Origin of the sequence: Pseudomonas sp. FP1742 (assembly GCF_030687145.1) — a bacterium.
Classification (GTDB): Bacteria; Pseudomonadota; Gammaproteobacteria; order Pseudomonadales; family Pseudomonadaceae; genus Aquipseudomonas; species Aquipseudomonas frederiksbergensis_D.
In genome coordinates this window covers 3,652,446-3,676,660 of the sequence record NZ_CP117460.1, presented here as the reverse complement: position 1 = coordinate 3,676,660, position 24,215 = coordinate 3,652,446, and the positions used below count along the sequence as shown (strand labels likewise).

Genomic DNA, 24,215 nt, shown 5'->3' with positions numbered 1-24,215 from the left:
GTCTTCACTGCATGTTGTGTTTGTCTGTCTATAAACATCTATATGTAGTATCTGGAGGCCGAATGCAGAGCACGCTGATCTCAATAGGATGTAACCGCTTGCACAAGCGCGATGGCAGTCTGGTCGCCTTCGATGCCGACAAGATCCGTCAGGCATTGATCGCTGCCGGCAAGGCAACCGGGGAGTACACCGACGTTGAAGTCGAAGGCTTGCTCGAAGCGGTACTCGCCCGATTGGAGGGGCTGCCAAGGCTGCATGTCGAGCAGATCCAGGATCGTGTTGAACGGGTGTTGATGGACGCCGGTTTCTTCTTCGCCATGCGTGCCTACATCGTCTATCGCGAACAACACGGGCGTTTGCGCCGCGACCGCCGGACCATGGTCGAAGTGGCGACCTCGATGAACGAATACCTGGACCGTGAAGACTGGCGGGTCCAGGCCAACGCCAATCAGGGCTATTCCCTGGGTGGGCTGGTGTTGAACGTGTCGGGCAAGGTCACCGCCAACTACTGGCTGGACGAGGTGTACAGCGAGGCCATCGGCCAGGCCCACCGCGAGGCGGATTTGCATGTGCACGACCTGGATATGCTCGCCGGTTACTGCGCCGGATGGTCGCTGCGCACCCTGTTGCACGAGGGGCTCAACGGTGTGCCGGGGCGTGTCGAAGCCGGCCCGCCAAAGCACTTGAGCAGTGCCCTGGGGCAAATGGTGAATTTCCTCGGCACCCTGCAAAACGAATGGGCCGGTGCCCAGGCATTCAGCTCGTTTGACACTTACCTGGCGCCCTACGTGCGCAAGGACCAGCTGAGTTATCAGGAGGTGCGCCAGGCGATCCAGGAGTTCATCTACAACCTCAATGTGCCGTCACGCTGGGGCACCCAGACGCCGTTCACCAACCTGACCTTCGACTGGGTTTGCCCGCAGGATCTGCGTGAGCAGATACCCGTCATCGACGGGGAGGAAATGCCGTTTGCCTACGGCGACCTGCAAGTCGAAATGGACCTGCTCAACCGCGCGTACATCGAGGTGATGCAGGCTGGCGACGCGAAAGGGCGAGTGTTCACCTTTCCGATCCCGACCTACAACATCACCCATGACTTCCCGTGGGACAGTGAAAACGCCGACCGTCTGTTCGAGATGACGGCGCGTTACGGTTTGCCGTACTTCCAGAACTTCCTCAATTCGGACCTGCAGCCCAATCAGGTGCGTTCGATGTGCTGCCGGTTACAGCTGGATGTGCGCGAGTTGCTCAAGCGCGGCGGCGGTTTGTTCGGCTCGGCGGAACAGACCGGGTCGCTCGGCGTGGTGACCATCAACTGCGCACGCCTGGGCTATGTGTTCAAGGGCAACACCAGTGGTTTGTTACAGCGCCTGGACGCGCTGATGGAACTGGCGATGGAGAGCCTGGAGGTCAAGCGCAAGGTCATTCAGCACCACATGGATGCCGGTTTGTACCCTTACACCAAGCGCTACCTGGGCACCTTGCGCAACCATTTCTCCACCATCGGCCTCAACGGCCTGCACGAAATGCTGCGCAATTTCACCGGCGACGAGGAGGGCATGCACACCGAACAGGGCCGCAAGTTTGCGCTGAATATGCTGGACCATGTGCGCGCCACGTTGCTGCGTTTCCAGGAAGAAACCGGGCACCTCTACAACCTGGAAGCGACACCGGCAGAAGGCACCACTTACCGCTTCGCCAAGGAAGACCTCAAGCGTTATCCGGACATTCTCCAGGCCGGTAGCCCGTTGGCGCCGTATTACACCAACTCCTCGCAACTGCCCGTGGGCTACACCGAAGACCCCTTCGAGGCCCTGGAACTGCAAGACGAACTGCAATGCAAATACACCGGCGGCACGGTTCTGCACCTGTACATGGCCGAGCGGATTTCCTCGGTGCAGGCCTGCAAGCAGCTGGTGCGCAAGGCCCTTGGACGTTTCCGCCTGCCGTACCTGACCGTGACCCCGACCTTCTCCATCTGCCCGGTGCACGGCTACCTCGATGGCGAGCATGAGTTCTGCCCCAAATGCGACGAAGTTCTGCTGCTGCAAGAGCAGAAAGCCGGCGCTGTTCATTGATTTCGATCCACTCAACCGCAAGGAGCTTCACCATGACTGCATCGCAACCACTGCCTCAGGCTCAACGTCAACGCTGCGAAGTCTGGACCCGGGTGATGGGTTATCACCGTCCCGTGTCGGCGTTTAATCCGGGCAAACAGTCGGAGCACCGCGAGCGGCTGCACTTCACTGAAAGCGCGGCACTGGCCGGGCGCCAATGAGTCGAATGCTTCGGGTCGGGGGCATGGTGCCCCTGACCACTATCGACTATCCGGGACAGCTCGCTTGCGTGCTGTTTTGCCAGGGTTGCGCCTGGCGTTGTCGTTACTGTCATAACCCGCAGTTGATTCCGCCTCGTGGCAGTGAGGAAGTGGAGTGGCGGCGGGTGTTGGCGTTTCTGCAACGTCGTCAGGACCTGCTCGATGCCGTGGTGTTCAGCGGCGGTGAGCCAACCTTGCAGGACGGTTTGCTCGGTGCCATGGATGAAGTGCGGGACATGGGCTTTCGCATCGGCTTGCACAGCGCCGGCATCAAGCCAGCCGCCTTCGCCAAGGCACTCACGGGCGCGGATTGGGTCGGTTTCGACGTCAAGGCGTTGCCCGAGGATTGCCTGGCCATTACCCGGGTCGAGGGCAGTGGAACGGCTAACTGGCGCAGCCTTGAGCATCTGCTGGCCAGTGGTGTCGACTACGAATGTCGCACCACCGTGCATTGGCATCTGTTCGAGCCGGAGCGTCTGCTGATCCTGGCAAAACGCTTGAATGCGCTGGGCGTCAAACGCTTCGCCGTGCAGCTGGTTCGCACCGAGCGGATGTTCGATCCACTACTGCCAAGCATTTCGGCACAAGCCTTGTTGCCAGAGTTGTGGGAGGCCATGCGCGAGTTGTTCCCAGCCTTCGTGTTGCGGGGGTAACGGGGGCAGGGGAACTCAAACCCAGCCCCAGAACTGCAACCACCAGCCAAACCCGATCAGGCCGTTGGCGAGGAACAGGCAAACGCCACCCGACACGCGCCGAGCCAGGGGAATACCTTCGTGTTTCAGCCGTTTCCAACCCAGTAGCAGGCTCCACCCCATGGCGGCCAATAGCAGGCAGGCCCTGGCGGGTTGCACCCACTCCAGCAGCAGGCCTTCATAACGCAGTAATTTGACGGTGGTGGCTGACAGCCCGAGAAACAGTCCGGCGCCACCCACAGGCGTGAGTGTCAGCGCCAGAGGCCAATACAGGGCGCGATCTCGTGCCAGTCGGGCCGTCAGTCGCAGGAGCAGCATCAACGCTGCGCCGAGCGCGATCGAACTCACACTCAAGTAAGCGACGATGCTGAAGCCGTCGAGCCAACTGAAGCTGTCGTTGAGTTGCGGGTAATGGGTCAGCAACCACCAGGGGGCGTTGTCCTGCAGGGCCCAGAGCTGGTTGTGTTCGACCAGCCACTGGGCCAGGTGTTGTTTGAGGGCAATAAACCATGGGCTGACCGTCCATTGGAACGCGCCCATGGCCAAGCCGATCACGCCGAACAGCAGCAAGCGGGCGTCCCAGGGGGACAGGGTCTGCGCCGTCGCTTGAAGAATCTCCTGATTGCTGGAGCGGGCGATCAGTTGCACGGCACCACGTTGCCCACTGCAGCGTCCGCAGGCGTGACAATCACTGGCGCCTTGCAGGCGGCGAATATCGAGCAGGGGAGCGCAGTTGGGCGGCGGCAGGCGTGGTGCGGCATTCTCTATCCAGCGTTGCTCATCGACCTGAAAGTGCACAGGGGCCAGCCTTGCGAGCAGGGCGAAAACGCCGCTGACCGGGCACAGATAACGACACCAGACCCGCTTGCCCCGGGCGAACAACAACCCGACGCTGACCGCTACGACGGTCGAACCACCCAGAATCAACAGCGCAGCCTGGGCGTAGTCGTAGACGCTGATCAGCTGGCCGTAGAGGGTCGTCAGGCAGAACGCCAAGGTAGGCCAGCCGCCCCAGCGTAACCAGCGCGGCACACCCAGGCCTTTACCGTAATGGCTGGCCCATTCGCTGAGCGAACCTTCCGGGCACAGAACGCCACACCAGAGTCGGCCGAAGAACACCATCGACAGCAACACGAACGGCCACCAGATCCCCCAGAACAGAAACTGCGCGAGCAAGGTCAGGTTGTCGAGTATCCGTGCCTGGCTGTCCGGTAGCGGCAACAGCGCCGGGGCCACCAACAGCACCGCGTAAAACACTACAACAGCCCACTGCACCCCACGGATGACGGGCGCATGACGACGCATTCCGTCACCCAAACGCTGGAGCCATCGATTGCGTCGGCTCAGGTCGGGCATGGCAGGTTTTCCGCAGTGCGTTGCCGTAGCCAGCCGCCGACGGCCAGCCAATAACCGATCCACACCAACAAGGTCAGGCCGCTGGGGCTTGCGCGATAACCGGCGAACCCTGCAAGAAAACCACCCAATCCATGGCTGTCGCTCAGTAACGCGCTGCTGTCCCAAAGCACTTCGCCAACGAGACGGTAAACCACGTCCGGCACATCCAGGGCAAGCAGTTGGCCGCCGATTCGCTCGGTGCCGCTGACCAGCAAGGCGGCGCCGAGCATGAGCAAGATGACTTCGCTGATGGCAAAGAATCGTTGCCATGAAATGAAGCGGCGACTGCTGTGCAGCAGGGTAATGGTCAGCACCGACAGCACCAGCCCCAATACGCCGCCGATGGCAAACAAACCGAGGCGCGGACCTCGCAACCGGGCGCCGGCGCCATAGAGAAAGACCACCGTTTCGCTGCCTTCGCGGCTGATCGCGAGCATGGCCAGCAGTAATAGGCCTGCGCCACCTTGTCGAGCCAGGTGGCTATCGGCGTGCCGTCGCAAATCGTGGTTGAGGCTGCGCCCGTGACGGTGCATCCAGCCGACCATTTGCACCATCAACAGGCTGGCAACCAGGGCGAGTGCGGCCTGGAACCATTCACTGGCCGACCCGCTCATGGCCTCACCGGCAAACAGAATCAACACCGCCAGCAGGCTCGAGAGCATCAACCCCAGCACCACGCCCGCCCACAGGTATTTGACCAAGCGATGACGCTGGCCTTGTTGGCTGGCCCAGGCCTGGAGAATGCCGATCACCAGCAACGCCTCGACGCTTTCGCGCCAGACGATGAACATTGATTGATTCATGGAAGCTCCGTGAGGTTATTTCGCGAGGATGCCGCCCTCGGGCAATTGCGGATTGAACTCATCGAAAAACGGATAGTGACCGGGCCTGAGCGGGTGAATGACGACGAAGGTCGTCACGCCCGGCGACAGGACTTTTTCGACTCGCAACGGCGTGCTCTCGAACTCGGCCGGCCCTTGGCCGACGTTCTTCAGAACGATCTTGAAGCGCTGTCCGGCCGGCACCTCGAGCAAGGCAGGGGAGAAGTGGCCATCGCGCAGGATCAGCTCAAAGCTCGGCAATTCGGCATGGGCCGTCAACGGCGCAACGGCTCCGGCCACCATCAGCCAGGCAAGATGCAGGCGCTTCATTCAATAGCCGCCTTTTTTACCGATGCCGGCGTAGATGAATTCGTAGTGCAGTTCGCAGCGTTCGAACCAGGGCGCTACACCGGTTTCCTTATCGGTGTGGCGCCCGAGGGAGCCGTGACCGCTGGGTGGCAGGACGGTGAACGTCAGCTGATATTTACCGGGGCCAAGCAGCTTTACATTGTCGCCATAGTGCGGGCCGTCATTGGCGACCATGGCGTGGAAATCGCCTTTGAGCTCTGGGTCGCTGTCCTGTTTTTTCAGGTTGAAAGAGACGTTCAGGTAAGGCACGAAACTGCCTTCCTGAAAACCCTGGCGATTGTCCGCAGTGGCCCGGATATCGGCTTCCAGATGGATATCGGAATCCGCGGTGGCGCGCATCATCCCGGCAGGAGCCATCTCGATCGGTTGCAGATACACCGCCCCGACTTCCAGCCCCTGACACAGCTGTGGTTCCCCGATCGGGTATTCCTTTGCGTGAGCCAGCGGTACGAGCAAGAGCAGGGCGAGTGAGAGATGGGGACGCATAATGTCTTCCTGGGCACTGACGAATGGGAACCCGAGTCTAGGAAGCTTCTCTGCGAACAATAATGATTGTTATCAAGTTTCGAGCAATTAAACCGATGGCTCGTCACGCTGGCGAAATCGCTGGGCGCAGTCGCTCGATGTCGAATCTTGATATCCATCAAGGATGGTTTTGCACAAAGGCCGTAGGTTGGAAGAACGTCTCTCAATGATCGGAGAACGACATGGCCAAGAACTTCCCCATCAACCCCAAGCACCCCGAGCGGATCTGTTGGGGGTGCGACCGGTATTGTCCGGCCAAGTCCCTGGCCTGTGGCAATGGCTCCGAACGTACGATGCACCCGGCCGAGATGTTCGGAGAGGATTGGCATTTGCCTGGCGACTGGGGCATCGAGCCCCTGATCGTCACAGACAAGGCAGCGGATGACGGCGTCTAGCAATGCGAACAACGGATGCTCCAGGCCAGCGCCTTGAGTTCGCCCTTGCCACGAAAACATACGTGTAAGGCCCGGCTGTGAACTACGCTCTGGCATTCAGATTGGACGGTCAGTTTTTTCAGGCTCCTGAAAGTACTTGATCGTTCCTACAGGGAGTTACCGCCATGACGTTCTTGCATTGCACGCAATCCTCCTTACCTGTGCGCTGGGGGGGCAGCGACACTCCTGTCGGCGAGGGCACTCGAATGCGACGCGGTGTTCTTGCCAGCGTCGGCATCCTGGGGGCTTTCGCGCTCAGTCTGCTGCCCACTCCGGCCATTTCGGCCACCGCCACTGCGACGTTCGCTGTTTCCGCGAGCATTGTGGCCGGTTGCGGGATCACGGCCTCCCCCTTGGCTTTCGGCGCCTATACCGGCGTGCAAGCCGATGCCGAATCCAGCCTTTCGGTCAACTGCACCAACACGACGGCCTATAGTGTCGGCCTCGGTGCCGGGACGAGCGGCGGGACCGCGACAGCCCGGCAGATGTCCGGCACTCCCGCAGGCACGTTGTTCTATGCGCTGTACTCGGACGTCACGCGGGCGATCAATTGGGGCGACACCGGTGGCACGGGGCTCATCACCGGAACCGGCAGTGGCTCTGCCCAGGTGATCCCGGTTTATGGTCGAATAGCGGCGGGGCAGCTTAGTCCGCCGGGCACGTACGCCGACACAATGACGGCCACCGTTACCTTTTGATCGTTAGGACTGTGGTCAAACCCGCTTCCTTCTTTTAGAAACCCTGGCGGTACCAAGGCAATCACTGATACCCACCCAATGTGTCCCTTCGTCGCAAAGGCGCGGATCTGACGTGTTAAATGCCGCCTTGACTGGTTGTTTCCCCCTTGGGTGCTAACCTCAGCCTGCGCATAACCCCATAAAGGGAATGGAAATTTGAATGGACTCGGGGTTTGGGCGGTCATTGGCACGATGTTCAGTGCGACTGTGCTGGCCGCGCAGCTTCAGGTTGAGGTCCGGGTCAATGTGCAGCGCGGTTGCCAGTTGATTGGTCAACAGCGCGAAGCAGGTGTGGAGCAATTGGGCGTGCTCGACTTCGGCACCACCGCCCGCCTGGACGATCCAGCCGGGCCATTGAGTGCGGCACTGCTGACTACACGCCTGCCACGCCTGGAATGCAATCCCGATACCCCATACCAATTACAGGTCGACGGCGGCCTGCATGGCGGCGTAGGCGAGGTCCGTTATCTGGCGGGCAGCGCGGAGCACAGCAAACCCATCCCTTATCGACTCTATCAAGACGCCGCACGGCAGATTCCGCTGCCGGTGAATGTGCTGTTGAGTGGGCGAGTGCCGGATTCAGGCACGGTGGATTTGCCCCTGTATGCACGTATTGAGCGACTGGCCGAGATCCCCCGCGTCAGCCGTTATTCCGACCTTTTGAAAGTGACGGTGAGCTGGTAGCAAGGCACTGAGTGACACCTGTCCGATGGATTCAGGCAGCGCAGGGAAACGTCGTTCGCAAGCGGACGGCCAATGGTTGAATCCTGATGGAATTAGGATCGGTGCGAGACGATGAAGAGTTGGGCGGTGATGACCCTCGGCACAGTTCTACTACTGGCTGAGGAGGCGCAAGCGGCGATCAGCGGGCAAATTGATGCGCGGCTGACAATCATCGCCAGTTGTGAAGTGATCAATGGTGTCAACCGCTTCACCGGCAGCCCGGTCAGTGATTTTGGTCTGCTGGATTTTGGTATCCAGGGCCCGACCTGGACCAACCCGATCAACGCCAACCTGAGTGATGCCGGCAACGGCACGCTGGAAGTCTCGTGCAACCCCTCGGTCACCGGTTTCACCGTGACCATCGATGGCGGCGTCCATGGCGACGGTGCCACGCGGCGCCTGAGCAATGGTACTCAGTCCATCCCTTATCGATTGTTCCTCGATGCTTCCGGTGGCGACGGCTACAGCATCGGTCAACAACGCAATTTCGCTGTTACCGATGGAGGCCAGATACCAATCCCGGTATTTGGCTCGGTGGTCGCGAATACCAGTGCGGTCCCGGCGGGAGTCTATACCGACACCCTGACGGTCACTCTGGATTGGTAAACCTCAGAGGATGGACATCATGGATATGCTCGTATCAAGGATTGGATTTTCAATACTCGTTCTGGCACTGGCCGGCAACGCTCAGGCGGCCACATCTACCGGCCAGATCACCACCAGCATGACACTCAGCAGCAGTTGCGAGATTAACGGTGCCCCCGGCGGGGCTACCGGGGTGGACTTCGGTACGCTGGACTTCGGCACCACCGGCAGTCTGTTCACCACGGCGAACGGTGCGGTGCTCGCTGGCGGCGGTGGCGCACTGTCGATTCTGTGCTCCAGCGGCACCTTACCGACGGTCACAGTCGGTGCTGGCGCCAATGACGGCGGATCTGTCGGCGGCAGCCGGGCGCTGGCCGATGGCAGCGGCAACTTCGTGCCGTACGACCTGTTCACCGACACCGGTCGGACGCAGATCCTGGCGATCGATGGGGTGATCGCACTCGCGGCCAGTACCGGCGTGGCACAGACGGTGAATATCTATGGCAAGGCCGTGGGCAAGGCAGGCTTGCCCGCAGGCACCTACTCAGACTCGGTCGCCGTTGAATTGACCTTCTAGTGCGATGGCCAATCATGGTTGTGCCGCCCTGATCCTGCTCTGCGCGACCGGTTTGCCGCTGCCGCTGGCGGCGGTGACCAATCAGAGTTTTCAGGTCAGCGCGACAGTGACGGCGGGATGCCTGGTGATGGGCGGTGTTTCCAATTACGGCAACCTCGATTTCGGCACTCAATCGGCACTGGCGACCCACTCCCTGCAGGGGCAATTGACCGGCGGCGTGCAGTTGCAATGCACGCCCGGCGTAACCCTGAACATGAGCATCGATGGCGGCCAGTACAACAGCAATGGACGGCACCTGCAGCTCGAGGGTGGCAATGCCCGGGTGGCCTATCAGTTGTTCAGTGACGTGGCCTTCAGTGAGAGCCTGGGCATCGGTCAGAGCGTGGCCGTGGCCTACAGCGATGCGAACGACATCCGATTGCCTGTTTACGCGCAAGTGCAGTTACCGGGTGATCAGCCCGGAGGGATTTATAGCGACGTGCTGCAGGTGCAGCTGTCGTGGTAGCTCGGTAGTTCGGGCATTAAGGAGTAGGCATATGTATTTACCTTCCCGCAGGTCACCGGTCGCGCGTTGCGTTGTGCTGGCGATGGTGTTGCTGGGCGCGGTCAAGGTGCAGGCGGCCAGTTCGGTGCTGATCTGGCCGATCGATCCGGTGCTGGAAGCCGATCAACAGGCAAGTGCGCTATGGCTGGAAAATCGCGGCAACGAGACGGCCAATCTGCAGATCCGGGTGTTTGCCTGGAGCCAGAGCGGTTTCAGCGATCAGTATCAGAACCAGCGCGATGTCATTGGCAGTCCACCGGTAGCGAAAATCGAACCCGGACAGAAGCAACTCGTGCGCCTGACCCGTACCCGCGAGATACCGCCGGGGCAGGAGTTGGCCTATCGCATCATTATCGATGAGATCCCGGCGGCCAGACCCGTAATGGCAGAAGACGGCAAAACCGCTGCCGCCATTCGGTTTCAGATGCGTTATTCGGTACCGCTGTTTGCCTACGGCGCCGGTCTGTGGAGCAAGGAAGACATGACCCGTAAACGCGACCCCAAAGGCGTCGGCGTGCCTGATCTGAGCTGGCGCAAAGTGGCGATCGATGGCCGTTCCTACGTGGAAGTGCGCAATCAGGGCGCGGTGCATGCCCGGCTGACCGATGTGGCGTTCAAGCAGGGCGGTCAGACACGGCCGCTGGTTGAGGGATTGCTCGGTTATGTGCTGCCAGGCGCGATCATGCGTTGGCCGGCACCGGAACCGGTCACCGCGGACCAGGCGTTGCAAGTGCGGGTCAATGGTGCGCCGCAGGTTCAGAGTATTGTGCCGGGGCGGTGACATTTCCCGTAGCAGCCTTCGGCAGTTGCTACGGCTCGCGTAACGGCTTGATTCCTTGACTGAGAGGCACTCAGGCATTCGCTCGCCACAGTAAGGAAATGTCCATTGACGGACGTAAAGCGGTGATGAGCCAGGATCGGGCTCGCAGTATCAAGCGTCCGCTGTGGGCCGCGACTGGCCTGTGCTGTCTGGTATTCGTCCACCACAGCCTGGCGGGTGACCTGCCGCCAGCACCCAGCGGCATGGAGGCGATGGCCGACGCACAATTGTTTCTGGAACTGGTCGTCAACCAAATGAATACCGGGCGTGTAGTCGCGATAGAGCAGCGTGGAGGACGCTTTTTCGTACCGGTCGCGGCGTTGCGCGAAACCGGTATGAAGTTGCCGCAAGACCTCGGCGCCGAAGTCGCCCTCGACAGTTTGCAAGGCCTGCGTGGCGACTATGACAGCCAGGGTCAGCGGCTATTGTTGAGCGTCCCGCCGGCCTGGTTGCCGGAGCAGTTTGTCGGCAGCCAAGCGTATCCGCGCACCCCGGCCTTGAGCAGTTTCGGCGCCTTGCTCAACTACGACCTGTACCTCAACGACACTGATGACAGCGGCACCTACCTCGCGGCCTGGAACGAGGTTCGGCTATTCGACAGTTGGGGCACGCTGTCCAACACCGGGCAATACCGGCGCACGATCTCCGGCATCAGCAGCGGCACACTGAGCAATGGGTATCGGCGTTACGACACCACCTGGCGTTACTCCGATGACGAGCGTCTGTTGACTTACGAGGCGGGCGATCTGGTCAGCGGTGCCTTGCCTTGGAGCAGTTCGGTACGCCTGGGTGGTGTGCAAGTGTCGCGCGATTTCGGCGTGCGCCCGGACCTGGTGACCTACCCCTTACCGCAGTTCGCCGGAGAAGCGGCCGTACCGTCCTCGGTCGACCTGTTCATCAACGGCTACAAATCCAGCAGCGCCGAGCTGCAGCCCGGTCCCTACACGCTGACCAACATTCCGTTCATCAACGGTGCCGGCGAAGCGGTGGTGGTCACGACCGATGCCCTCGGTCGACAAGTCTCGACCACCGTGCCGTTTTATGTCACCAGCAACCTGCTGCAAAAAGGCCTGATGGATTTCTCGGTGGCCGCCGGCACCCTGCGCCGTGACTTCGGGATCCGCGATTTCGGTTACGGTCCGGGTGCGACCTCCGGCAGCCTGCGTTACGGGCTGAATGACAGCCTGACCCTCGAAAGCCATGCCGAGGCCTCGGACGCGCTGACCCTTGGCGGCGTCGGCGGTAATCTGCGCCTGGGCAACTTCGGTGTGCTCAACACGGCGGTCAGCCAAAGCCGGTTCGACGGCAATGGCGGGCAGCAAGTCAGCCTCGGTTATCAATACAGCAGCCAGCGCTACAGTGTTTCTTATCAGCGGATGCAGCGCCGCGATCAGTACGCCGACCTGACCGTCGTCGACAGCCCCTATATCAGCCTCAGCCAGCGTAGCGAGCAGTTGACCCTGAGCCTCAGTCTCAATGGCTGGGGCAGCCTCGGCGCGGGCTATTTCGATGTGCGGGCGGCCGATGATTCGCGCACCCGGTTACTCAACCTGACCTGGAGCAAGCCGCTGTGGCGCAATACCAGTTTTTACTTGTCCGCCAATCGTGAGATCGGCGATAGCGACTGGGCGATGCAGGCGCAACTGGTCATCCCTTTCGACCTGCGGGGCACCTTGAGTGTGAGTGGCGAGCGCAGCAAGACCGGCGAAAGCCGCCAGCGCGTCAATTACAGTCGCGCCGTGCCCAGCGCAGGTGGCGTGGGCTTCAACCTCGGTTATGCCCACGGCGAAGGCCCGGATTATCGTCAGGCAGACCTGACCTGGCGTCTGCAATCGGTGCAATTGCAGGCCGGCGTTTACGGCAGCAGCGATGCCGAGACCCGCTGGGCCGATGCCAGCGGTTCGCTGGTGTGGATGGACCGCCAGGTGTTCGTCGCCAATCGCATCGATGATGCCTTCGTCGTGGTCAGCACCGGTGGATATGCCGATATTCCGGTGCGTTACGAGAATCAACGGGTGGGCCAGACAGATAAAAACGGCCACCTGCTGGTGCCATGGAGCAGCGCCTACTACCGCGCCAAATACGAAATCGATCCACTGAACCTGCCGACCAATGTGCAGAGCTCGAATGTCGAGCAACGGGTCTCTGTACGCCGTGGCAGTGGCTACCTGCTGGAGTTTCCTCTGCGCCGGATCATTGCCGCGAGTGTTGTGCTGGTGGACGCGCAGCAGCACGAAGTGCCCTTGGGCAGCCGCGTGCGGCACGAGCAGAGCGGGGCGTTTGCGGTGGTCGGTTGGGACGGCCTGGTCTATCTGGAAAATCTGGAGGAGCACAACAGCTTGCTCGTGACCCTGGCCGATGGCCGGACCTGCCAGGCGCACTTCACGGTGGACATGCATCAGGACCAGGTGCCGTTGATAGGGCCGCTGCTGTGTCAATGAAAACGCCAATGAATGGAACAGGGGGAGGGAGTGTGCAATTTTCCAATCGATGGTTGGCTAAACTGATCGGGCTAATGGCGATTGTTCTGCCATGTCAGGCTTATGCCTTGTGCGAGGTGGTCAGCACTTCACCGGCCGGTTTTGGCACGATGAGTTCGATCGCCGCGCGTACCACTGTGCAAACCAGTTCTACCACCAATGCCGGTTTGAGTTGCACCGGTTCGTTGGCGTCGTCGCTGGCCAGCGATGACTATTTTTACGCCACCATTACGTCGGCAACCGCAGGGGCGGTCGGGCCAACCAGTGATGTGATCGGTTACACGCTGTATGCGAACAACAGCACCAGCTATCCGATCACTCGCGGCGTGGCGTTCGACTTCGCCCGACACTCGATCATCGATGACCTCGGCCTGCTGTCCAATCCCACGGTTGCCAAGACCATACCGATCTACCTGAGTACGATGATCGGCAGCAACGTGGCGGCCGGGATTTACTCTGAAACCCTGAACATTTTCTGGAACTGGGATTATTGCCATGACTACGGTGGAGGCGGCAGCTGTCAGGGGCGAGACATCAGCAGCGGCTCCACCAGCCTGACTGTCAACATGACCGTGGACAACGACTGCACGATCACCGCGCCGAACATCAGCTTTGGCAGCGCCTCGGTCATCAGCTCCTTCGCCACCGTCACTGGCCTGACGATCAACCTGGCCTGCACCAAGGGCAGTGCCTACACGGTGGGCCTGGACGATGGTCAGCACGCTGTGAGCGTGGGAGGGCGCAGGCGGATGATCTCGGGTAGCAACTACCTGGCTTACGACATCTTCAAGAGCGCCGGCGCCACCCGTTGGGGCAGCATCAGCACGGCCCGCCGCGCCAGTTCCGATGCCGAGGTCAACCCTGGCAACGGCCTGGGCACCGGCAGTCAGATCTTCAACTACAACGCCAAAATCTACACCGACCAGAGCACGCCGCCACCGGGAACCTATCTGGACAGTGTGGTGCTGGATGTAGGGTTTTAGAAAGAACCTCGGGAGATGTCGTCACCGAGCCGAGTTCCCACCTGTTTCATGGGGCAACGCAGCGAATTGACGGACTTTTACATCCGCGACAACAAGGGACGCCAGCAAGTGTATCTCTGTGTATCCAGGCCGCACGCTGATACGGACTGTTTCTTTAATGGGCCGTTGGTGACACATCCGGGATACCTGACCGACGTCAAATGAGCTCCGTGGAGACAGTACAGGCTGTCTCACAGGATCACTCAACGTCCGGAGATATCGTCATGAACTGGTAGAACCTCGGCATCACCTCACCAGAGCAGGCCGCCACCGCTGCGGCGTTTTTCTGCAAGTCATACCTAAGTATCGACCGACACCATCGTGCAATCGTCCGGGTGGCAGCACGGTGGTTTGATCAAGCCTGCGTGAGCCCAATAGTCGCAACTGACCGTGGCCAAGGGTGCGCTATGGCCGGTGATCAGCTTCGGCAACGATCGCCGCGCCCATAGGCCACTTACTAATAAGGAGATTCATCATGCTTGCAGTTTTGTCCGTTTCCGCCTGGCACCGTTGCCTGGCTTCATCCGCCAGGGTTCACGTATTCGGTCTCGCACTGCTTGCCGGCAGCAGTGGCGTATGGGCAGCCACCACGGCCGCCGACAATGCATCCGCCAGCGCCGCATCGGCAGAATCGGAGGCCATTCGCCCCTACCGCATTCATGTTGATGAAGCGCGCCTGACCGACCTGCGCAAACGCATCGCAGACACCCGCTGGCCTGATAAGGAAACCGTCAACGACGTTTCCCAAGGTGTGCAACGGGCGCAGGTGCAAGAGTTGGTGAAGTACTGGGGCAACGGGTACGACTGGCGCAAGGCGGAGGCCAGGCTCAATGCTTTGCCGGAATTCATCACCACCATCGATGGCGTCGACATCCAGTTCATCCATGTGCGCTCGCGCAATCCCAACGCCATGCCGCTGATCCTCACCCATGGCTGGCCGGGTTCACAGTTCGAATTCCTTAAAACCATCGGCCCGCTGACCGATCCGACCGCTTACGGCGGGCGCGCGGAAGATTCTTTCGACGTCGTGATTCCGTCGATTCCCGGCCATGGATTTTCCGGCAAACCAACCGAATTGGGCTGGGGGCCTGACCGGGTGGCGAAAGCTTGGGATGTGCTGATGAAGCGCCTGGGTTACACCCATTACGTGTCCCAGGGCGGCGATCATGGTTCGGTGATCTCGGACGCATTGGGTCGCCTGGCACCTCCCGGTTTGCTTGGCATCCACCTGAACATGCCGGCGACCGTACCGCCGGAGTTGGTGAAGCCGATCAACAGCGGCGATCCTGCACCGGCCGGGCTGACCGATCCGGAACTCACAGCCTTTAACTCGCTGAGTACGTTCTTCGGTCGCAATGCGGCTTACGGCGCGATGATGGTGACTCGGCCGCAGACCATCGGCTACCTGCTGGCCGACTCGCCCTCCGGTACGGCGGCGTGGATGTACGAAAAATTCGCGGCCTGGACCGACAGCGACGGCAAGCCTGAACGTGTGCTCAGCCGCGATGAGATGCTCGACGATATCAGCCTGTACTGGCTGACGGACACCGGCGCCTCGTCCTCCCGTTTCTATTGGGAGAACAACAACAATAATTTCAGCGCGGCGGCGCAAAAGACTGCGGACATCAAGGTCCCGGTGGCGATCACCGTGTTCCCGCATGAAATCTACCGCGCGCCGAAAGTCTGGGCCCAGCGTGCCTATCCATCGCTGTCCTACTTCAGCGAAGTCAACAAGGGCGGCCACTTCGCGGCCTGGGAACAGCCTCAATTGTTCAGTGAAGAATTGCGCGAGGCATTCCGGCCGTTGCGTACGGCTGCAAACAACGCGGGCGCTCAGGCTACTAGATAAACCTTTCCAATCGATTCCAACACTCGGAACGGTTAACCAGCCGTTCGCAAGGGAGACTCACCATGGACACGACCCTGTTGAACCACACCTCCACACCGCGGTATCGGCGTCTGCTCGCGCCCTCTGTTCTGGCGATCGCATTGATGCAGCTGGGCGCTCTGAGTGTTGCCTCGTCGCCGGCGAGCGCCGCTGAGGTGCCTGCCAGCGCCATCGGCACCATTACGCCGGGAAGTAACACGTCGTTCGGCCCGTTGAAGCATGTCAAGGCGGGTCTGCTGGATGTTTCCTATGCCGAAGTCGGCCCTGCCGATGGGCCGGTGGTCATTCTGTTGCACGGCTGGCCGTACGATATTCACAGTTACACCGACGTGGCACCGGCGTTGGCGCAGAAGGGCTATCGAGTACTGATTCCGTATGCGCGCGGTTATGGCGATACGCGTTTTCTTTCGGCCAAGACCGTGCGCAACGGCCAGCCCGCCGCGCTTGCAAGCGATCTGATCGACTTCATGGACGCACTGAAAATCAAGCAGGCCGTGCTTGGCGGTTATGACTGGGGCGCGCGCACGGCCGACATCGTCGCGGCCCTTTGGCCGGAGCGGGTGAAGGCGCTGGTTGCGGTGAGTGGCTACCTGATCGGCAGCCAGGAGGCAGGCAAGACACCGCTGCCGCCTGCCGCCGAGTTGCAGTGGTGGTATCAGTTCTACTTTGCGACAGAGCGTGGCCGTCTGGGCTACGAAAAAAACACCCACGACTTCGCCAGGCTGATCTGGAAACTGGCCTCGCCGAAGTGGAACTTCGACGACGCGACCTATGAGCGAAGCGCCGCCGCTTTGCAAAATCCCGATCACGTTGCCGTATCCATCTTCAACTATCGCTGGCGCCTGGGCCTGATCAAGGGCGAATCCAGATACGACGGGCTTGAGAAGAAACTGGCGGCTTTCCCGTCCATCAGCGTGCCGACCATCACTCTTGAGGGCGATGCCAACGGTGCGCCGCATCCACCTGCCGAGGCCTATGCCAAGCGCTTCACCGGCAAATATGAGTATCGACTGATCGATGGCGGTATCGGCCACAACCTGCCGCAAGAGGCCCCGCAAGCCTTCGCCCAGGCCGTGATCGACGCCGATCATCTCTGATGGCCTGAAGGGGAGAGCACCGATGAAACGCAAGTATCTGGTCGTGTTGTCCGCTGCCATGGCATCGGTTGCGCTGACCGCTGCCGCCGTGGCCCTAGGCGACGCCGGTAGCGGCGACGCTTCACCGATCTACGGCGTGAAGCTGCCCGACGGCTATCGCCAATGGCAGCTGATAGCGCCGGCGCAGGAAGCGGCACCCCTGGACGAACTTCGAGCGGTCCTGGGCAATGATCTGGCGATCAAGGCCTATCAGGAGACAACGCTGCCGTTTCCCGACGGCACGGTGCTGGTGAAGCTCGCCTGGAAACACGTCCAGTCCCCGGAGTTCGAGCCGGCCTCCATTCCCGGCGCGGCCACCACCGTTCAGGTCATGGTCAAGGACTCCAGGAAATATGCGTCAACCGGCGGCTGGGGTTTCGGTCGCTTTATTAACGGCAAACCCGTCGATGAGGCACAGCACCAGACCTGCTTCGCCTGCCACCAGGCGCGAGTGCAGAACCACGACTTTGTCTTCACGCGATTCGCTCAATAGTCCAATCACCCAAGGAGTTTCCAATGAAAAAAGTAATGGCTGCCCTGGCCTGCACCGCTGGCCTGATCCTCGGTGCCAACGCATCGGCGCAAACTGAAAAGCCCACCGTCGTTCTCGTGCATGGCGCCTTTGCCGACGCTTCGAGCTGGAATGGCGTGGTGAAGATCCTCGAAAAAGACGGCTACCCGGTTGTGGCCGCCGCCAATCCGTTACGCAGCGTGAAAAGCGATGGCGCTGCCGTTTCCGCATTGCTGGCAGGCATCAAGTCGCCTGTTGTGCTGGTCGGCCACTCCTACGGCGGCAACGTCATCAGCGAAGCGGCCAACGACCGTGCCAATGTAAAGGCGCTTGTTTACGTCAGCGCCTTCGCGCCCGAGGCGGGCGAAACCGTCGCCGGGCTGGCCGGCAAATTCCCGGGAAGTACCCTCGGCCCAACCCTTGCGGCGCCTGTCGCGCTAGCTGATGGCGGCAAGGATTTGTACATCCAGCAGGATAAGTTCCACGACCAATTCGCCGCTGACGTTCCCGCCGCGCAGGCGGCATTGATGGCGGCGACCCAGCGCCCGGTCACCGAAGCGGCGCTCAACGAGCAGTCCGGTACACCCGCCTGGAAGCACATTCCGTCCTGGTACATCTATGGCGACAAGGACAAGAACATTCCACCGCAGGCCATGGAATTCATGGCCAAGCGGGCCGAGGCCAAGGCGGTAAAAGTCGTTAAGGGGGCGTCCCATGTCGTGATGGTTTCAAATCCGGAGCCGGTAGCCCGACTGATTGAAAAAGCGGCTGCGGCGATGTGATTCCTGCGCTTGTGAAGGGTAGGTAGACAGAGGGGCAAGTATCGAATCAAGGCATCGAGTGAGGAACTCATTCATGCCTTGATCGATTCTTGAACGGCTCGTTGTCGGTAAATGAATCAATTGATAGAGCGCGCCGTGGCCTCTACCGTAGCGCAATTCGGTGCGCTGAATATTCTGGTGAACAACGCTGGGATTCCAGGGCTGGGGTCGGTCGACGATTTTGCTCGAGCGGGCTGTTGATTCATCTGGTATTTGATTGAAATAAAGACCATCGGGTAATCCGTAGCCGCTGCCGAGCGAGCGAAACAGCGGCTACGGAAAGATGGGTCGTCGACTTCTGTTGTTCACATGGGCATCCAATGCCGCCAATCAAACACTAGCGCGCCGCCCAGGCATTGAAGTGTTCTTCCAACTCCTCGCCATGGTCCACCCAGAACTCCGCATCGACCGACCGGGCCTTGGCCAGGTTGGCTTCGGCCGTCGGCAATTGCTGGCGTACTTGCTCTGGCAATAGCGCCAGGGCCTGGCGATGGACGGGGCCATAAGGGATGTTTTCCGAGAAAACCTTCTGGGCCTGCGGCTGGCTGGCGAACGTGATGAAACGCTCGGCCAGTGCCTTGTTCGGCGAACCTTTGACCACGGCCCAGTATTCCGGGTCGTACAGGCTCTGTGGCCAGACGATGCTCAGGTTCATGCCCTCTTTCTGCGCCGAGGCGATACGGCCGTTGTAGGCGGCGCTCATCACCACGTCACCGGCGATCAACCACTGCGCCGGTTGGGCTCCGGCCTCCCACCACTGGATGTTGGACTTGATCTTGTCGAGCTTGGCAAAGGCCCGGTTCACGCCCTCGGGGGTGCCCAGTACTTTGTAGAGCTGGTCAGGCTTGACGCCATCGGCCAGCAGAGCGATTTCCAGGGTGTACTTGGCGCCCTTGCGCAGGCCGCGCTTGCCCGGAAAATCGGTGACATTCCAGAAGTCCGCCCAGGAAGTCGGGGCCTTGGCCAGCTTATCCTGGTTGAAGGCCATGACCATCGACCAGACGTAGGTGGCCACACCGCACTCGGTCAAGGTCCCCGGTACGAACTGGGCCTGGTCGCCAAAACCGGCCTTGTCCAGCCGCTCGAACAAGCCTGCATCACAGCCACGCAACAATTCCGGGCTCTCGACCTCGACCACATCCCAAGTGGCATGGCCCACATCGACCATGGCCTTGATCTTCGACAGTTCACCATTGTATTCGCCGGCCACGATGCGTCCGGCACCGCTTGCATTGAAGGGTTGGAAATAGGCCTTGTCCTGGGCCTGCTTGGTGGCGCCGCCGAACGAAATGACGGTCAGGGTCTGGGGTTCGGCGAACACGCCGGTGCACAACAGGGCCAGGGAAAAAGGAACACAGGTACGTAAGGATAAAGACATGGAACGCTCCCACAGCTGGTTTTTAGAATGGTGTAAAGCCGGGCAGTGCTGGCCAGAGGCCGATAAGGTTCCACCGTGCCGGGCTCTTGGGGCCGACATCGTTATGGAAAAAGCTTTCATCCGGGAAAGCCGGACCAGAGATGCTCAGTGCGGTTTGATAGTGCGGCATCAATCGGAAGAGGAAAATTATTAAAAATATGCTTGGGAGCTATAAAAAAGCTCTTTAGCAGTGCAATGCTGTTAAGCCGTAATGCGATTAGTAGCAGCTGGCGAAGCCTGCGTACGGCGGTAGCAGCTGTCGAGCTTGCGAGGCTGCGTTCGGCTGCGAAGCAGTCGTCAAATAAGACAATGCGGTGAGTCAGATACACCACGGTAGCCAGACTCACAACTGCTGCGCAGCCGAACGCAGCCTCGCAAGCTCGACAGCTGCTACAAGGAATGCGTCGCGGCTGAAATTGCTTAAGTGAATAACATTGCTTCAGCAGTGGGCGCTGCTGGCGATCATGTGGACGTTTGCTCAGCCACCAACAGCAACGACTGCGGCACGGGGCTTTGCGGGTGTTGCGGCTCCTGCAGGCCGGCCAGTCGAAAGCCGGCCATGTCCAGAGCGTTGAACCAACTGGACAACGTTCGCAAGTACCACGGCATGGGCTGCCACTGTCCCTTGAACCCGGCAAAGGTCTCTTCCCGCCAACCATCCTGATAGTCGCCCGCCGCGGCGGTCCACGGGTGCAGCGTCTGGATCACCAGCGCGCCGCCAGGGGCGAGCAGGGCGTTCATGGCGGCGAGCAGGGGAATGATGTCCTGCTGCAACAGGGCGAAGTTGGCGCAGATCAGGTTGTAGTCGCGGCCGATGTCCACTTTCGCCTCCACCAACGCTTCATAGCTCGCCAAATGCACCCGCGAAGAACCCGCTGCCCGCGCCGCTTCGACCAGCGTCGCATCGCCATCCACTCCGACCGCCTCGATGCTCCGTTCAGCCAGCGCACGCAACAACCATCCTTCGCCGCAACCCAGATCGAGCACACGCTCGGGTTGGCGGCCCAGTATCGCCAGCAGGATGGCCTGGTCGGTGACGGTGAGGCGGCTTTCGATCGCGCCGGTACGGATAGCCTCGATCCAGGAGTGGGCGTTGTGGTGCCAGCTCTGGAGGAGGGTGGATTCGGGAGCGGGCATTTTGATGTCCGGAGTAATGGGGTGGATGGAAGGATAGGACAAGTGCCGCGCCGTGTTGGGGAAAAGAGCTGAATCGGGTCAATTGCAGGGATAAAACCGGTGTGCCTGTGACGGTCTGTCGATTGCTACACACAGTCGTTCGGCATGATCTAAGCTCCTCAAGGTACGGCCTTTAGAGCAGGGGTTTCCATGCGAAACACACCTGAAAACAGTCTTAAAAAAGCGTTGAAAGCCTGTAGAGACAGCTTTGTTTCTGTTGGCTTTTTCAGCTTCTTCATCAACGCGCTGATGCTCGTTCCTACCTTCTATATGCTTCAGGTGTATGGACGAGTGGTAACCAGCGGAAGTCTGACGACCCTGGCAATGCTGACGCTGATCATGACCGGGTTGGTGATAACACTCGGTTCCCTGGAATGGGTGCGTTCACGCATCATGGTTCGGGTCAGTACCCGGCTGGATGTGTTGCTGGGGCGTCAGGTCTATAAGGCCAGTTTCAAACGGGCGCTGGAAAGTGGCGGCATGGATGCTTCAGCCCAGTCGCTCAACGACTTGACGGGCTTGAGACAGTTTCTCTCCGGTAATGGATTATTCGCCTTTTTCGATGCGCCCTGGTTGCCTATCTATGTCGCTGTGATGTTCATGTTCCATCCCTGGTATGGCTGGGTAGCGGTGGGCAGTGCGTTGTTATTGTTATTTCTCGCATTTCTCAATGAGAGACTGACGGGGCCGGCACTTGCCCAGGCTAACAAGGAACATATCAGCGCGACGCTCCACACCACGAAAAACCTGCGCAACGCTGAAGTCATCGAGTCCATGGGCATGCTTGAAACCCTGATGGACCGTTGGGGGCGTCGCCAGAGAAATGTCCTGTTGCTGCAGTCCGGGGCGAGCGACAGAGGTGGCATCATCAGCACGCTTTCCAGGTCCTTCCGGATCCTGGTGCAGTCACTGATCCTTGGTCTGGGGGCGTACCTGACCGTAGACCATCAGGTGGGGCCAGGCATGGTGTTTGCCGGTTCCGTGCTGCTAGGGCGCGCATTGGCCCCCATCGATCTGATCATCGGCAGCTGGAAGGGCTTTATTGCGGCCCGCTCGCAGTACCGCCGTCTCAACGAGATCCTCGACAAACAACAGGCTCAGCCCGAGCGCATGTCATTGCCTGCGCCTCAGGGGCATGTGCAGGTGGAGAATCTGATCGTCGCCGCACCTGGCTCGAAAACCCCAATCATCAAAAACATCAGTTTCAGTGCACCTGCCGGCTGCATTGTCGGAATCATCGGTCCAAGTGCCGCGGGCAAGTCCACCCTGGCCAGGGCACTGATGGGGGTGTGGGCACCGCAGCATGGGGTGGTCCGGCTCGATGGCGCGGACATCAGTGCGTGGGACAAACATGAACTAGGGCCGTACATAGGCTACTTGCCCCAGGACATTGAATTATTCGAAGGCAGCATCAGCGAGAACATTGCCCGCTTCGCCGAGGTCGATTCCGAGAAAGTCGTTCTGGCGGCCAGATCTGCCGGCGTTCACGAAATGATTCTGCTGTTGCCCGATGGCTATGACACCGTCATTGGCAGCGATGGCGTCATGCTGTCGGGAGGACAGCGCCAACGCATAGGCCTGGCCCGTGCCCTGTATGGCAACCCGCGGCTGATTATCCTCGACGAGCCCAATTCCAATCTCGACGAAGTCGGTGATCGTGCCCTGGCGGTGGCTATCCACCAGCTCAAGCTGACAGGTGCAACCCTTTTTGTGATTACCCACCGAACCAACATTGTGTCCCAACTTGACCGGCTGATGGTGATGAGTGATGGCGCTATCAGTCTCTATGGACCACGCGAACAAGTGCTGGCCGAACTCGCGCAGCGGGCACAAAAGCACGCCACGCAAGCAGGCGCAAGCGTGGCTTCGGTGGCTACTCGCAAGGGTGATGCCGATGAACAGTACGATGCTCAGTCATCAAACAGATAACTTCGCCGACCTGGCGGTATCTGATCGAAAGATCCGTCGCCTGGGTTTTGGCATTGTATTGATGACCTTCGGGGTGTTCGGCACCTGGGCGGCGGTCGCACCGATCGATGGCGCGGCTTACGCGCCGGGCGTGGTCACCGTGCAGGCTTACCGCAAAACGGTACAACACCTCGAAGGTGGCATCGTCAAAGAGGTATTGGCCCATGACGGTGACATCGTCAAGCAAGATGCCCCGCTGATTATTCTCGATGATGCCCAACTGCGATCCGAATACGATATGACCCGAAGCCAGCTCATTGCCGCCAGAGCCATGGAGGCAAGACTCAAGGCTGAGCGGGACAATCTGCCAGTAATCGGCTTTGACGTCATGGCCGATTCCGACAGTCAGCGAGGTGCCGAAGCGCGCCAGGGCGAGACCCAGGTATTCAACGCACGACGGGGGTCACGGCTGGGCCAGATATCGGTGCTGAAAGAGCGCATTGGTCAGTTGAATCAACAGATCAAGGGGCTGGAGGCGATGATCGGGGTCAAGGGCCAACTGAATAAATCATACAGCGGTGAAATCGTTGAATTGACCGACATGTTGTCGCAAGGATTCGTCGACAAACAACGTCTGCTTGAGCAGCAGCGCAAGCTTGAAATGGTCAAGTCCGAATTGGCCGACCATCGTTCGACCATCACCAAAACTCGCCTGCAGATCAATGAAACACAGCTGCAGATTCTACAAGTCGATAAAGACTTCAATGCCGATGTCGCCAAACAATTGGCCGATGTCCAGACCAAAATCTACGACCTGCAAGAGAAGGCTTCCGCCCTGGAGGACCGGCTCAGCCATATCATCATCCGCGCACCCGAGTCGGGCATGGTGATTGGCATGACGGTGCATACGATTGGCGGCGTCGTGCGCCCGGCGACGCCTTTGCTGGACATCGTTCCCTCGGTTTCAGAACTGGTCATCGAGGCCCAGGTGGCGCCGGTCGATATCGATCGCATCGCCATCGGCAAGCGTGCCGATATCCGTTTCGGCGCGTTCAATAGTGCGACTACCCCGGTGATCGAAGGCGAGGTCATCGGTGTCTCGGCGGACCGGCTGGTCAACGAAAAGACCGGGACTTCCTATTACCTGGCTCGGGTCCGGGTCACCGAGGCCGGTGTGCGCGCCTTGGGTGATCGAAAATTACTGCCGGGGATGCCCGCGGACGTATTGATCATCACGGGGCAACGCACGCTGTTGCAATACCTGATGCAGCCGGCCCGCAATGCCATCTCTCAATCAATGATCGAGGAATGATCGTG

General features: G+C 60.1%; 24 protein-coding genes and 2 pseudogenes. 20 read left to right on the top strand and 6 right to left on the bottom strand.

Annotated features, from left to right (window positions below; translation table 11 throughout):
- The first annotated feature begins 62 nt into the window (after window positions 1-62).
- From PSH64_RS16250 to PSH64_RS16240, 3 genes are read left to right on the top strand one after another with little or no spacing between them, the layout of a single operon-like run.
- Complete coding sequence (locus PSH64_RS16250) at window positions 63-2,078, top strand: ribonucleoside triphosphate reductase (RefSeq protein WP_305477822.1); 2,016 nt, start codon at window positions 63-65, stop codon at window positions 2,076-2,078.
- 32 nt (window positions 2,079-2,110) lie between these two features.
- A complete protein-coding gene (gene nrdD / locus PSH64_RS16245) occupies window positions 2,111-2,278 on the top strand; it encodes an anaerobic ribonucleoside-triphosphate reductase (protein WP_018927817.1) in 168 nt (55 codons plus the stop codon).
- Complete coding sequence (locus PSH64_RS16240) at window positions 2,275-2,970, top strand: anaerobic ribonucleoside-triphosphate reductase activating protein (protein WP_181150686.1); 696 nt, start codon at window positions 2,275-2,277, stop codon at window positions 2,968-2,970. Before nrdD ends, PSH64_RS16240 begins: the two co-directional genes overlap by 4 nt.
- A gap of 15 nt (window positions 2,971-2,985) precedes the next feature.
- Here PSH64_RS16240 and PSH64_RS16235 read toward each other — a convergent pair whose 3' ends face one another.
- Genes PSH64_RS16235 through PSH64_RS16220 form a run of 4 tightly spaced genes read right to left on the bottom strand, consistent with a single transcriptional unit; the run spans window position 2,986 to window position 6,080 of the window.
- Window positions 2,986-4,365: a 4Fe-4S binding protein gene (locus PSH64_RS16235; RefSeq protein ID WP_305477821.1), complete on the bottom strand. Its 1,380-nt coding sequence runs from the start codon at window positions 4,363-4,365 to the stop codon at window positions 2,986-2,988.
- Window positions 4,353-5,207 carry an FTR1 family protein gene (locus PSH64_RS16230; protein WP_305477820.1) on the bottom strand — a complete coding sequence of 285 codons (855 nt, stop codon included), beginning with the start codon at window positions 5,205-5,207 and terminating at the stop codon, window positions 4,353-4,355. Before PSH64_RS16230 ends, PSH64_RS16235 begins: the two co-directional genes overlap by 13 nt.
- Window positions 5,208-5,222: 15 nt before the next feature.
- Window positions 5,223-5,555, bottom strand: coding sequence for a cupredoxin domain-containing protein (locus PSH64_RS16225; RefSeq protein WP_305477819.1), 333 nt, complete (start codon window positions 5,553-5,555; stop codon window positions 5,223-5,225).
- Entirely contained in the window at window positions 5,556-6,080 is a 525-nt protein-coding gene (locus PSH64_RS16220; protein ID WP_105344751.1) for an iron transporter, read from the bottom strand.
- 221 nt (window positions 6,081-6,301) lie between these two features.
- Here PSH64_RS16220 and PSH64_RS16215 point away from each other — a divergent pair, with 221 nt between their 5' ends.
- The 15 genes and pseudogenes from PSH64_RS16215 to PSH64_RS16150 form a co-directional block, all read left to right on the top strand.
- A complete protein-coding gene (locus PSH64_RS16215; protein WP_105344748.1) occupies window positions 6,302-6,514 on the top strand; it encodes a DUF3079 domain-containing protein in 213 nt (70 codons plus the stop codon).
- A 164-nt stretch (window positions 6,515-6,678) separates the two neighbouring features.
- Window positions 6,679-7,251 carry a spore coat U domain-containing protein gene (locus PSH64_RS16210; RefSeq protein WP_219847842.1) on the top strand — a complete coding sequence of 191 codons (573 nt, stop codon included), beginning with the start codon at window positions 6,679-6,681 and terminating at the stop codon, window positions 7,249-7,251.
- Window positions 7,252-7,482: 231 nt separating this feature from the next.
- Window positions 7,483-7,974 carry a spore coat U domain-containing protein gene (locus PSH64_RS16205; RefSeq protein ID WP_305477818.1) on the top strand — a complete coding sequence of 164 codons (492 nt, stop codon included), beginning with the start codon at window positions 7,483-7,485 and terminating at the stop codon, window positions 7,972-7,974.
- A 111-nt stretch (window positions 7,975-8,085) separates the two neighbouring features.
- Window positions 8,086-8,619 carry a spore coat U domain-containing protein gene (locus PSH64_RS16200; protein WP_105344742.1) on the top strand — a complete coding sequence of 178 codons (534 nt, stop codon included), beginning with the start codon at window positions 8,086-8,088 and terminating at the stop codon, window positions 8,617-8,619.
- A 19-nt stretch (window positions 8,620-8,638) separates the two neighbouring features.
- Complete coding sequence (locus tag PSH64_RS16195) at window positions 8,639-9,175, top strand: spore coat protein U domain-containing protein (RefSeq protein ID WP_105344740.1); 537 nt, start codon at window positions 8,639-8,641, stop codon at window positions 9,173-9,175.
- 4 nt (window positions 9,176-9,179) lie between these two features.
- Window positions 9,180-9,680, top strand: coding sequence for a spore coat U domain-containing protein (locus PSH64_RS16190; RefSeq protein WP_305477817.1), 501 nt, complete (start codon window positions 9,180-9,182; stop codon window positions 9,678-9,680).
- A gap of 31 nt (window positions 9,681-9,711) precedes the next feature.
- The gene (locus PSH64_RS16185; protein WP_305477816.1) at window positions 9,712-10,500 is read left to right on the top strand and encodes a molecular chaperone; all 789 of its coding nucleotides are present in this window, start codon (window positions 9,712-9,714) and stop codon (window positions 10,498-10,500) included.
- 125 nt (window positions 10,501-10,625) lie between these two features.
- Window positions 10,626-12,980: a fimbria/pilus outer membrane usher protein gene (locus tag PSH64_RS16180; protein ID WP_305481173.1), complete on the top strand. Its 2,355-nt coding sequence runs from the start codon at window positions 10,626-10,628 to the stop codon at window positions 12,978-12,980.
- A gap of 74 nt (window positions 12,981-13,054) precedes the next feature.
- Window positions 13,055-14,002, top strand: a complete 948-nt coding sequence (locus tag PSH64_RS16175) for a spore coat U domain-containing protein (protein ID WP_305477815.1) — start codon at window positions 13,055-13,057, stop codon at window positions 14,000-14,002.
- Window positions 14,003-14,017: 15 nt separating this feature from the next.
- Window positions 14,018-14,104: pseudogene (locus tag PSH64_RS30470) on the top strand (AraC family transcriptional regulator); the annotation flags it as partial.
- Window positions 14,105-14,516: 412 nt separating this feature from the next.
- Window positions 14,517-15,890, top strand: a complete 1,374-nt coding sequence (locus tag PSH64_RS16170; RefSeq protein ID WP_105344727.1) for an epoxide hydrolase family protein — start codon at window positions 14,517-14,519, stop codon at window positions 15,888-15,890.
- 62 nt (window positions 15,891-15,952) lie between these two features.
- Window positions 15,953-17,026: an alpha/beta fold hydrolase gene (locus PSH64_RS16165; RefSeq protein ID WP_305477814.1), complete on the top strand. Its 1,074-nt coding sequence runs from the start codon at window positions 15,953-15,955 to the stop codon at window positions 17,024-17,026.
- A 22-nt stretch (window positions 17,027-17,048) separates the two neighbouring features.
- Window positions 17,049-17,558 carry a cytochrome P460 family protein gene (locus PSH64_RS16160; RefSeq protein WP_305477813.1) on the top strand — a complete coding sequence of 170 codons (510 nt, stop codon included), beginning with the start codon at window positions 17,049-17,051 and terminating at the stop codon, window positions 17,556-17,558.
- 23 nt (window positions 17,559-17,581) lie between these two features.
- On the top strand, window positions 17,582-18,358 hold the full coding sequence (locus tag PSH64_RS16155; RefSeq protein WP_105344720.1) for an alpha/beta fold hydrolase: 777 nt from the start codon (window positions 17,582-17,584) through the stop codon (window positions 18,356-18,358).
- A 123-nt stretch (window positions 18,359-18,481) separates the two neighbouring features.
- Window positions 18,482-18,583, top strand: a pseudogene (locus tag PSH64_RS16150) (oxidoreductase); the annotation flags it as partial.
- 151 nt (window positions 18,584-18,734) lie between these two features.
- Here the strand turns inward: PSH64_RS16150 and PSH64_RS16145 are convergent.
- Together PSH64_RS16145 and PSH64_RS16140 are read right to left on the bottom strand one after the other, a co-directional pair.
- Window positions 18,735-19,775, bottom strand: a complete 1,041-nt coding sequence (locus tag PSH64_RS16145) for an ABC transporter substrate-binding protein (RefSeq protein ID WP_105344718.1) — start codon at window positions 19,773-19,775, stop codon at window positions 18,735-18,737.
- Window positions 19,776-20,276: 501 nt separating this feature from the next.
- On the bottom strand, window positions 20,277-20,951 hold the full coding sequence (locus PSH64_RS16140) for a trans-aconitate 2-methyltransferase (protein ID WP_105344713.1): 675 nt from the start codon (window positions 20,949-20,951) through the stop codon (window positions 20,277-20,279).
- 189 nt (window positions 20,952-21,140) lie between these two features.
- Between PSH64_RS16140 and PSH64_RS16135 the strand changes: the two genes are divergently transcribed.
- Both PSH64_RS16135 and PSH64_RS16130 read left to right on the top strand, forming a co-directional pair.
- The gene (locus PSH64_RS16135; protein WP_305477812.1) at window positions 21,141-22,919 is read left to right on the top strand and encodes a type I secretion system permease/ATPase; all 1,779 of its coding nucleotides are present in this window, start codon (window positions 21,141-21,143) and stop codon (window positions 22,917-22,919) included.
- Window positions 22,885-24,210 (top strand): HlyD family type I secretion periplasmic adaptor subunit, encoded by a 1,326-nt coding sequence (locus PSH64_RS16130; protein ID WP_370694446.1) that lies wholly within the window; start codon window positions 22,885-22,887, stop codon window positions 24,208-24,210. The genes PSH64_RS16135 and PSH64_RS16130 overlap by 35 nt, the downstream gene beginning before the upstream one ends.
- Window positions 24,211-24,215: the final 5 nt, after the last annotated feature.

Bases quoted from the DNA above. Each gene is read 5' to 3' on its own strand.
- PSH64_RS16225 (WP_305477819.1), bottom strand. From the start codon at position 5,555: ATGAAGCGCCTGCATCTTGCCTGGCTGATGGTGGCCGGAGCCGTTGCG.
- PSH64_RS16155 (WP_105344720.1), top strand. From the start codon at position 17,582: ATGAAAAAAGTAATGGCTGCCCTGGCCTGCACCGCTGGCCTGATCCTC.
- PSH64_RS16145 (WP_105344718.1), bottom strand. From the start codon at position 19,775: ATGTCTTTATCCTTACGTACCTGTGTTCCTTTTTCCCTGGCCCTGTTG.
- PSH64_RS16205 (WP_305477818.1), top strand. From the start codon at position 7,483: ATGTTCAGTGCGACTGTGCTGGCCGCGCAGCTTCAGGTTGAGGTCCGG.
- PSH64_RS16135 (WP_305477812.1), top strand. From the start codon at position 21,141: ATGCGAAACACACCTGAAAACAGTCTTAAAAAAGCGTTGAAAGCCTGT.
- PSH64_RS16230 (WP_305477820.1), bottom strand. From the start codon at position 5,207: ATGAATCAATCAATGTTCATCGTCTGGCGCGAAAGCGTCGAGGCGTTG.
- PSH64_RS16215 (WP_105344748.1), top strand. From the start codon at position 6,302: ATGGCCAAGAACTTCCCCATCAACCCCAAGCACCCCGAGCGGATCTGT.
- PSH64_RS16200 (WP_105344742.1), top strand. From the start codon at position 8,086: ATGAAGAGTTGGGCGGTGATGACCCTCGGCACAGTTCTACTACTGGCT.
- PSH64_RS16250 (WP_305477822.1), top strand. From the start codon at position 63: ATGCAGAGCACGCTGATCTCAATAGGATGTAACCGCTTGCACAAGCGC.
- PSH64_RS16210 (WP_219847842.1), top strand. From the start codon at position 6,679: ATGACGTTCTTGCATTGCACGCAATCCTCCTTACCTGTGCGCTGGGGG.
- PSH64_RS16190 (WP_305477817.1), top strand. From the start codon at position 9,180: ATGGCCAATCATGGTTGTGCCGCCCTGATCCTGCTCTGCGCGACCGGT.
- PSH64_RS16165 (WP_305477814.1), top strand. From the start codon at position 15,953: ATGGACACGACCCTGTTGAACCACACCTCCACACCGCGGTATCGGCGT.
- PSH64_RS16130 (WP_370694446.1), top strand. From the start codon at position 22,885: ATGAACAGTACGATGCTCAGTCATCAAACAGATAACTTCGCCGACCTG.
- PSH64_RS16195 (WP_105344740.1), top strand. From the start codon at position 8,639: ATGGATATGCTCGTATCAAGGATTGGATTTTCAATACTCGTTCTGGCA.
- PSH64_RS16240 (WP_181150686.1), top strand. From the start codon at position 2,275: ATGAGTCGAATGCTTCGGGTCGGGGGCATGGTGCCCCTGACCACTATC.
- nrdD (WP_018927817.1), top strand. From the start codon at position 2,111: ATGACTGCATCGCAACCACTGCCTCAGGCTCAACGTCAACGCTGCGAA.
- PSH64_RS16175 (WP_305477815.1), top strand. From the start codon at position 13,055: ATGGCGATTGTTCTGCCATGTCAGGCTTATGCCTTGTGCGAGGTGGTC.
- PSH64_RS16185 (WP_305477816.1), top strand. From the start codon at position 9,712: ATGTATTTACCTTCCCGCAGGTCACCGGTCGCGCGTTGCGTTGTGCTG.
- PSH64_RS16180 (WP_305481173.1), top strand. From the start codon at position 10,626: ATGAGCCAGGATCGGGCTCGCAGTATCAAGCGTCCGCTGTGGGCCGCG.
- PSH64_RS16220 (WP_105344751.1), bottom strand. From the start codon at position 6,080: ATGCGTCCCCATCTCTCACTCGCCCTGCTCTTGCTCGTACCGCTGGCT.
- PSH64_RS16160 (WP_305477813.1), top strand. From the start codon at position 17,049: ATGAAACGCAAGTATCTGGTCGTGTTGTCCGCTGCCATGGCATCGGTT.
- PSH64_RS16140 (WP_105344713.1), bottom strand. From the start codon at position 20,951: ATGCCCGCTCCCGAATCCACCCTCCTCCAGAGCTGGCACCACAACGCC.
- PSH64_RS16170 (WP_105344727.1), top strand. From the start codon at position 14,517: ATGCTTGCAGTTTTGTCCGTTTCCGCCTGGCACCGTTGCCTGGCTTCA.
- PSH64_RS16235 (WP_305477821.1), bottom strand. From the start codon at position 4,365: ATGCCCGACCTGAGCCGACGCAATCGATGGCTCCAGCGTTTGGGTGAC.